Origin of the sequence: Malaciobacter halophilus, from assembly GCF_002837275.1 — a bacterium.
GTDB lineage: Bacteria > Campylobacterota > Campylobacteria > Campylobacterales > Arcobacteraceae > Malaciobacter > Malaciobacter halophilus.
The window spans coordinates 18570-27682 of the sequence record NZ_NXIF01000009.1; the positions used below are offsets into that span (position 1 = coordinate 18570).

General features: G+C 22.1%; 8 protein-coding genes and 1 pseudogene. 7 read left to right on the top strand and 2 right to left on the bottom strand.

Annotated features, from left to right (window positions below; translation table 11 throughout):
• The 5 genes from CP960_RS02820 to CP960_RS02840 are packed head-to-tail and all read left to right on the top strand — an operon-like array spanning nt 1 to nt 5337.
• The gene (locus CP960_RS02820) at nt 1-363 is read left to right on the top strand and encodes a diacylglycerol kinase (RefSeq protein WP_101183722.1); all 363 of its coding nucleotides are present in this window, start codon (nt 1-3) and stop codon (nt 361-363) included.
• A complete protein-coding gene (locus CP960_RS02825; protein ID WP_101183723.1) occupies nt 356-1141 on the top strand; it encodes a BUD32 family EKC/KEOPS complex subunit in 786 nt (261 codons plus the stop codon). Before CP960_RS02820 ends, CP960_RS02825 begins: the two co-directional genes overlap by 8 nt.
• A complete protein-coding gene (locus tag CP960_RS02830; protein WP_101183724.1) occupies nt 1138-3147 on the top strand; it encodes an LTA synthase family protein in 2010 nt (669 codons plus the stop codon). Before CP960_RS02825 ends, CP960_RS02830 begins: the two co-directional genes overlap by 4 nt.
• Nucleotides 3144-4322 carry a glycosyltransferase gene (locus CP960_RS02835; protein WP_099311277.1) on the top strand — a complete coding sequence of 393 codons (1179 nt, stop codon included), beginning with the start codon at nt 3144-3146 and terminating at the stop codon, nt 4320-4322. Before CP960_RS02830 ends, CP960_RS02835 begins: the two co-directional genes overlap by 4 nt.
• Nucleotides 4315-5337, top strand: a complete 1023-nt coding sequence (locus CP960_RS02840; RefSeq protein ID WP_099311276.1) for a polysialyltransferase family glycosyltransferase — start codon at nt 4315-4317, stop codon at nt 5335-5337. The genes CP960_RS02835 and CP960_RS02840 overlap by 8 nt, the downstream gene beginning before the upstream one ends.
• On the opposite strand, the gene CP960_RS02845 is transcribed toward CP960_RS02840, so the two are convergent.
• Both CP960_RS02845 and CP960_RS02850 read right to left on the bottom strand, forming a co-directional pair.
• A complete protein-coding gene (locus CP960_RS02845) occupies nt 5334-6032 on the bottom strand; it encodes an acylneuraminate cytidylyltransferase family protein (protein WP_101183725.1) in 699 nt (232 codons plus the stop codon). The two genes, CP960_RS02840 and CP960_RS02845, sit on opposite strands and share 4 nt — an antisense overlap.
• A gap of 10 nt (nt 6033-6042) precedes the next feature.
• Nucleotides 6043-7542, bottom strand: coding sequence for a beta/alpha barrel domain-containing protein (locus CP960_RS02850; RefSeq protein WP_101183726.1), 1500 nt, complete (start codon nt 7540-7542; stop codon nt 6043-6045).
• Between the two features lie 133 nt (nt 7543-7675).
• On the opposite strand from CP960_RS02850, the gene CP960_RS02855 reads away from it, so the two are divergent.
• Both CP960_RS02855 and CP960_RS02860 read left to right on the top strand, forming a co-directional pair.
• Nucleotides 7676-8293 (top strand): HAD family hydrolase, encoded by a 618-nt coding sequence (locus tag CP960_RS02855; RefSeq protein WP_228151990.1) that lies wholly within the window; start codon nt 7676-7678, stop codon nt 8291-8293.
• Nucleotides 8284-9113, top strand: a pseudogene (locus CP960_RS02860) (O-antigen ligase family protein); the annotation flags it as partial. The gene CP960_RS02855 and the pseudogene CP960_RS02860, both read left to right, overlap by 10 nt.

Genomic DNA, 9113 nt, shown 5'->3' on the forward strand with positions numbered 1-9113 from the left:
ATGAATAATAAACCAAAATATCATCTTTTTAAAAATACGAAATATGCCTTAAGTGGATTAAAGCATGTTTTAAAAACAGAAAACTCTTTTAGATTAGAACTTTTTTTTGCAATTTTTATTATCTTTGGAATTTTAGTTATTGATGCAAGTTTAACTTATAAATTAATACTTTTAGTTACTGGAATTTTAGTTTTAATAGTTGAATTAGTAAACTCTGCTATTGAAAATGTAGTTGATTTAGTGACAAAACAGTTTGCACCTTTAGCAAAAACTGCAAAAGATATAGGCTCAACAGCTGTTATGTTTACAATACTTCTGCATGTAATATGTTGGATTTTAATTTTATGGGATGTATATGCTTGATTTAATCAGTTTTGTAAAAGAACAAAATCTTTTAAATAAAGATAAAGAGATTTATTCACTAGTTTTTCAAGATAAAAAGTATTGGGTTAAAAAAGCAAGACCTACGATGTCATCTTTAAGTCATAAAATATATTACAAAATATTTAAATTAGAGATAATTACACCAGTTGAGTATAAAAGTGCAAAAGAAGCACTAAAATTTGAAACATCAAAATTAAAAAAATTTGAAGCTTTGGGTATAAATGTACCTAAAATAGTTTATAAAGATGAAGACTTTTTTATTTTAGAAGATACTGGACGAACTATACATTCTCATATTAGAAAAAAAGATACTAAAAAAGAGGATATTTTATTTTTTATTCCTAAAGCAATTGAAACTATTGCACAAATACATAATTGTAATGAGTATCATGGTGGAGCTCAATCAAGAAACTTAACATATAAAAATAATAAAGTATATGTGATTGATTTAGAAGATAGTTTTGATAAAAATATTGATTTAAAGACTTTGCAATATAGAGATTTTTTACTTTTTTTATTATCTTTAACAAAAATAAAAGCAAATGTAAATATAGACTATGAAGATATAATTAATAATTATATTAATTTAACTCAAAATTATGAATTTAAAGAAAAACTCAAAAGTTTAGCTAGAAGAATTTCCTTATTAATTAAAATAAGTAAATTAAACTTTGTAAATAAACTTTTTGGTCAAGATGTAAAAAGCTTTTTTAAACTATTTGATAGTTTATATAATTTGAAAATGGATAGAAAATGAATAAAATAATTATCTCAAATGTATTAAATGTTTTTAAAAAGCTTTTACTAGCTCATATACTATTTTTAGTTTTTATGTCAATTTTTAGACTTGTTTTTTTTAACTATTATTCTTCACTTGATAGTTTAGAAGGTTTTTATTTTGATATATTTAATGCTTTTTTTCTTGGTTTTAGAATTGACTTAACTGTTATTGGTTATATTCAAGCAATTCCAACAATAATTCTTATAATATTATATTATGTAAAAAAAGATAATTTATTACTATATTTTGAAAAGTTTTTAGTTTATTATCTTTTTATTTGTTATTTTGTAGTGAGCCTTTTTTTATGTGCTGATTTTGGTTTTTACTCGTACTTTAAAGAGCATATTAATATTTTATTTTTTGGTCTTTTAGATGATGATACTAAAGCTTTAATGGTTACTTTTTGGCAAAATTATAATGTTATTTTAATTTTAGCTATTTTCTTTATTTACTTAAGTTTTTTATTTTATTGTATAAAAAAGATTTTTGATATTAAAAATAAAAACTATAACTCTTTTTTTGGTCTTAAAATTTCAGCACTTATTTTTCTTATTTTATTTATATTGAATTTTTTAGCAATAAGAGGTACTTTTGGTATGTATCCTTTAGGAAAAATGATTCCTAATGTATCAACAAATGAGTTTATAAATAAAATATCACATAATGGTTTTAGAGCTTTTACAAATGCTTTAAGTGCAAGAGAAAAATATTTAAAAAAGAAATATGATTTATTAAAAGCAACTGGTTATAAAGGAAATATTGAAAAGGCATTTGAAATTTATAAAGGAACTAGTGATATAAATAAAAATGAACTACTAAAAAATATAACATATAAAACGAAAAAAATTGATGATAAAGAGTATAATGTAGTTGTAATTATGGTAGAAAGTTTTGGAATGCCAATACTAAAATATCAAAGTGAAGAATTTAATATCTTAGGTGAATTAAAAAAGCATTTTGATAAAGATACTTTATTTACAAATTTTATATCAGCTGGAAATGGAACAATTTCAAGTTTACAAGCAATGCTTTTAAATATACCACATCGTCCTGGCTCTTTTGCATTTTCACAATCTATTTATAAGCAAACTAGTTTTACATATAGTCCTGCATTTTTATATAAAGGTTCTGGTTATGAAACAAGTTTTATTTATGGTGGTGATTTAACATGGAGAAGTTTAGGGCAGTTTATAAAGCATCAAGGCTATGATAATGTTGAAGGTAAAATTAATATCTTTAATCACCTAGAAGATGTTACAAAAGATAAAGATGAATATTTTCATCCATGGGGGATTTTTGATGAATATTTATATTCACATATATTAAAAAAGCTTGAGAATTCAAATAATAAACAGTTTATAGTAGCACTTAGTACAAATAATCATCCACCTTATAATATACCAAATGACTACAAGTCTAAAAGTTTAACTTACAATGAAGAAATAAAAAATCATATTACTGGTGATTTTGAGTTAGCAAAACAAAGGTTTGCTTCATATGCGTATGCTGTAGATCAAGTTGGAATATTTTTAGATAAGTTTAAAAAGTCTAAATTTAAAGATAATACAATAGTTGTAGTAACAGCTGATAATAACACAATTGATGGAATTATGAAATATGATGAAAATGAGATTTTGAATTCTAGAAATATTCCATTGTATTTTTATTTACCTGAAAGTTTAAAGAGTAAATTAAATATTGATACAAAAGTTGCAGGTTCACACAAAGATATTTTTCCTACACTTTATAATTTAACTTTAAAGAATAAAGAATATCTTTCTATAGGAAAAAATCTTTTTGACTTAAACCAAGAGCATTTTGGATTTAATGGCGCTTTAGTAGTTAATTCAAAGGATGAAGCTAAAAAGTTTAAGAGTTTAAGTATTAAAAATGAACCTATGCTTGAGTATTATAAGGCCTGTTTAGCAATTTCAGAATTTTTAATAAAAACAGAATATAAAAAAAACAAGGAATCTAAATGAGAATTGCAATAATTGTTAGAAGTTTAAAATATGGAGGTATGGAACGTGCTGCATGTAATCAAGCAGATGCTTTTTATTTAGCTGGTCACAAGGCAGATTTAATATATTTTTCTAATAAAGCAAAAGAGTTACAACCTAAAGAAAAGGGTGTAGGTTTGATTCATTTGGATTTAAATAGTTTATTAAAAAAGAGCTTTAAGGGTAAAGTTTGGGATTTATTAGCACGAGTATCAAATGCTTTTTTTAGAAAAACTTATCCACTTGTAAAAGGTTATTATACAAGTAAAATATTTGAAAAAGAATTTAATAAGATAGAAAAAGAACAAAAATATGACTTGATTTTGATAAGAGGACAGGGTACTTTTGAGCAAATTTGGCGTTTTAAAGATAAAAGAAGTGTAAGAATTTGTGTTAATGTTTCAAAAAAAAATTATTCTACTTTTATAGATAAAATAATGAGTAAGTGTTATTATAATAATGTAAGAGTGAATTGTAACTCAGATGGCTCAAAAGATTTCTATATAGAAAAATTTAAAAGAGAAAATGTAAAGCCAATATCTTTAGATTCTATTAAAAACCCTTTTTTTACACAAAAAGTAATTGACTTATCAAATGAAGATAATAAAAATATACCTAAAGAGCCTTACATATTAGGTTTAGGAAGACTTGTAAAAACTAAAAATTTTGAATTATTAATAGATAGTTATGTTGAATTGAAAAAAAAGTATAATATTTCACATAAATTAATACTTGTTGGAGATGGAGATGATAAATCTTATCTAGAAAATAAATGTAAAGATTTAAAATTGGAAAATGATGTTCTTTTTACTGGGTATGAAAGTAACCCTTATCCATGGATAAAGAATTCAGAAATAATAGTATTTACTTCAAAAATGGAAGGTTTATCAAATGTTTTGATTGAAGCTATGTGCTGTAAAACTAGAATACTTATTACAAAGTCACCTGGTGGTATGATTGAAATGATGAAAGGTAATTTAGCCTACAATATAGCACAAAATGATAAAACTGATATTGCTTTAAAAATTAATACTATATTGATAAAAAATAAGGAATATTATTTTAATGACTATATTAAGTTATTATCTTTGTTTGAACCTTCAAAAGTAGTAGATGATTGGATTAATATATATACTAAAAAGGAATATAATGTTTAAAGACTTAGATACTTTGGATAAATCTAGAATTTATAATATTTTTATAGTAAGAACTCCTTTTCAACTTATAAATGCATATGAAACTAAATATTTTTTTAAAAAAAATAATGCAATTTTAATTATAATTGATAATGGAACTGAAAATAATAAACATCAATTAACAAATTTAATTTATGATGATGTTTGGGAAAAAGTTATTAGATTTGGAGATGAAAATAAGAGTAACTTTTTAAATTATATTAAGTTAATTAAAAAACTTAATAAAATCAATATTGATTCTTTATTTATTGGAAGTGGCTTTAATAAAATGCAGCAAGTCTTAGTTGCAAATATTAATTCAAAATATACTTGTTTTTTTGACTCAGGAACAAATACAATGACTACATATAATGCATTTGTAGAAAATAATATTAATTTTTCAGCGTTAAAGAAAATGAGATTTAAAATTTTTGGTTTAAAAACAAAGATTGATAAGAAAATTGATTTTTTTACAATGTTTGATCTAAAAGAACTTGCAAATCATAAAATATATAAAAATAATTATGAATTTATGAAGAATAAATTTTTAGATAATTCATCAAATGTAGAAACTAAAGAAATTTATATAATAGGACAGAGGTTTGTAAATGCTAATATTTTAAGTGCAGATAATTATTCTGATTTTTTAAACAAGGTATGTTTATATTACAAAGATTATAAGATTAATTATTTAATGCATAGAACAGAAACTGATGATTTTTTAATTAAATATGATTTTGATAAAAAAATGAATATAATAAAGAGTGAAATTCCTGGTGAATTATTTTTTCTATCTTTAAAAAATAGACCCAAGTATATCATTGGGACAGTATCTACTTTATTGGTTTCTTTAAAATATATTTTCCCTAATATTGCAGTTAAATCATATAAATTTGATATAAATTCATTTAATAAAAATAAAGAATTATATACTTTAGAATATGATAATTTAAAGAAGAATAAAGTAGAAATAATTAACTTTGAAGATAGTTTTTAATTATCTTCAAAATTATAATATTTTTCCCATAATACTTGTGCAATTTCAAAATCTTCTTTCCAGTCTATATCAAAAGACTGTATAGTATCTAATTCAAATAATATGGGATTTTTTCCTATTCTGTCATTGAATTTTTTATAATTTTTTATTTCATTAATAAAAGCACCACTATTTACTTCGTAGACTGGATTAAGTGTTTGTGTTCTTGGCCACTTCTCTTTTTTTCTATTATAATTTATAGGGTTTTTTTTATCCCATAAAAATTTTTGTATTTTTGTTACTGACATAAGTGAATCATTATTTTTATTATCTAAGTAAGTTTTAATCATCTTTGAGTAAATTTTTTCATCAATAAAAGGAGATGTTACATGAGTCCATATTACAATATCTTTTTTTATGATTTTAGGAACATATTTAATTAATTCGTCTGTTGATGTAGATGAAGTTGCTAACTCTTTAGGCCTTTTATCAATATGTATCTTTTTACTATCAAAAGATAATGCAATATCAATTACTTTTTTATCATCTGTTGATACAATAATTTTATCAATCTCTTTTACTTTTAAGAGTTGAGATATTTTTATAAAAGTTAAACCTTTTTTAATATTAGCAAATTTTTTAATATTTTTATTTTTTATTCGTTGACTGCCTTTTCTCATTGGAAGAAATGCAATTATTTCTTTTTTATTTTTCATAAATATCCTTTTAGATTTGTGAATAAATTGATTTTTGCAAAAGATTTTTATATTTTGTTTCTGTTAAACTTATAAGAGGTTTATCAAAACTATTTATAATTGTTTGGTTCTCCTCCATAAGATAAAAATCTTTTTTATTTTTTAGTTCTGAATAACCATCAAAGCCAACTAAAAAAATCTCTTTACAATTTAAGTTTGAAGCTATTTGTAAACTAATTGTAAGAGGTGAATCTTTATATTTATTAATAAAGTTAATATTTTCTAATTCATAAAAAATATTTTTATCAAAAAGTTCTTCTTTTATTCTTTTAAAATTTGGTTCTAATATATATTTAGAAATATGAGTATAGATTTTATCTAGTTTAGTTAATTCATCACCTGCTACTGCAAATAGTTGGTTGTTACTTAATTTTTTAAATTTATTTATATATTTAGATGTAGAGTGAATTATTGTTATTTTTTTATTTTTTCTAAGGAATTGTTTTATTGAATTTAAATGATTATCTATACTTTCTCCTCCTCCAATAATAATACATGAATTAACACTATTTTCTTGTGTTAATTTTTTTATATTTTGTTTATTTTCTTCTTTGTGTAATGAGTCTACTATCCCTGCTAACGAATATCTATTTACTTTTAATGCATCCATCACTTCTTTTTGAGGTAATGTGTATGAACCTGATACCATATAAGCTAAATTTGTTCCCCATTCATATTGCTTTTTTAATGGAACAAAAAGTTCAGTTAATTTACCTAATGTTTTTAAATTAACATTTTTCTTTTTCTGTGATTTTAAGTATGTTAAAAATAATTCTGTTTTTAAATTTCCTGCACCTCTACCCATTCCTAAAATAGTTGAGTCTATATATTTTACTTTATTTTTAACAGCTGTTAAAGTATTTATTAAAGCCATTTCTAAATTATTATGTCCATGAAAACCTAATTCTATATTAGAAACTTTTTTTATTTTATTTATTAATTTTTCTAAATCCATAGGTAAAATTGAGCCATATGAATCAACTAAATATAAACAAAATACATTATTCTCTAGTTTTAATTTTTTTAGTTTCTCAAAAAAAAGATTATTATTTACAATTTTCGAAATATACATTATATTTATTGCTACTTGAAACCCTTTTTTATTAATCTCTTTAGCTAGTAAAAAAGTTGTTTCTAATTTTTCTACTGCTGTTGCAATTCTGATAATGGTTTTTTCTTTATTCAAATCTTTTAAAAGGTTATCTAAATCTTTTAAGTTGCAATCTTTTGCATTTAGCATAATTGAAAGTTTTTTTTCAGTTGATTTATTTAATCTTTTTATTGTATTTTGAGGTAAATAAAAAAATTCCCCAAAATATCCCTCTTTAGTTTTATTTCGATAACCGATTTCTATAATATCTATTGGTAATTGATTTATATATTTAAAATATTTTTTTATTAGATTTTTATCAAAATCCCAATTAGTATAGTATCCTCCATCTCTTAATGTACAGTCAACAAGTTTTATCATCAAGATCCTTTTTTATTTATTAGAAATTATATCTTTTTTTTTATGTAAACTGAATTTAATGTATGTTAATGAAGGAAAAGATATAATTTAAAAAAATTATAAAGGAAAAGATATTAATAAGAAAATTAAGATTATTTTTTTTGATTTTGATGGTGTGATTTTAGATTCCATGCCAATAAGGGATTATGGTTTTAGAAAAATATTTGAAAACTATCCTACTAACTTAGTAGAAGAGTTAATATCTTATCACCATTTAAATGGTGGTTTGTCAAGATTTCATAAAATAAAATATTTTTATAATGAATGTTTAAAGCAAGAAATAAGTGATGAAAAAATAGAAGCTTATGCTTCTATTTTTTCAAAGATTATGAAGCAAGAACTAATTAATAAAAAATATTTAATATCACAAACAGTTGATTTTATAGAGAGATACCATAAAAAAATAATTTTTCATATTGTTTCTGGCTCAGAACAAAAAGAGTTGAGATTTTTGTGCGAACAATTAGGAATTAGTAAATATTTTGAATCAATTGAAGGTTCACCTACTCATAAGAATGATTTAGTAAAGAATATAATTTTGACTAAAAATTATGATAAAAATGAAGCTATTTTAATTGGTGATAGTATTAATGATTATAATGCTGCATCTGTAAATAAAATTGGATTTTTTGGTTTTAATAATGAAGAGTTGAAATCTAAAGATAAATATTTAGAAAATTTTGAACAATTGGAGAAAATACTGTGCCATTAAAGTTATATAATAAAAATGTAAATTGGTTTAATCTTTATATATATTTTTATTTATTTGTTACACCGTGGCATTTTTCTAAGTCTCAGCTTTCTGTTTTAACTACAATTTTATTAATTTGGTCTATTGTAAAATATAAAGATATTTATTTAGAAAAATTGAAAAAAGTAGGAAGTTTTTTACCTATGGTTTTTTTATTGATTTTTATTGTTTATTCTTATGTAAGTACTTTATGGAGTGAACCAATTTCGCAAGGTTTGGAGCATGTAAATACATTTTATAAATACTATTTTCTTATAATTCCTGCTATTTTAATATCTATGAATAAAGAAGAATCAGTAATAGGTATAAAAGTTTTAGTTTTAAGTTTTGGGTGTTATGCATTATATTCTATTTTGATTTATCTAGGTTTTTTTAATAGTAGCGAATATGGATTTCAACCTGAAAATCCTACTGGTCATTTAAGATATCTTATTGCAACTCAATATATGTTGATAGCTTTTTTCTTAGGAAGCTTTTTTGTTTATTTTTCACATATTAAAAAAGAAAAGATACTATTTTTAATAATTGCAATATTATCTTTTTTTGCACTTTTTATAAACAATAGTAGAACATCTCAACTTGCTTTTTTTATCATTCTTTTAATATTAACAGTTTTAATTTTAAGAAAATATATTTTTAACTTTAAAGCAATTGTTTTATTTCTTATAATATCTTTTTCAAGTATCTATTTTTTATATAAAAATGATAAATTTGATAGATTTGTTATTGCTTATAATGAAACAAAAAAAGTATTAGAAAATAATACTTATAGTGGTAGTGT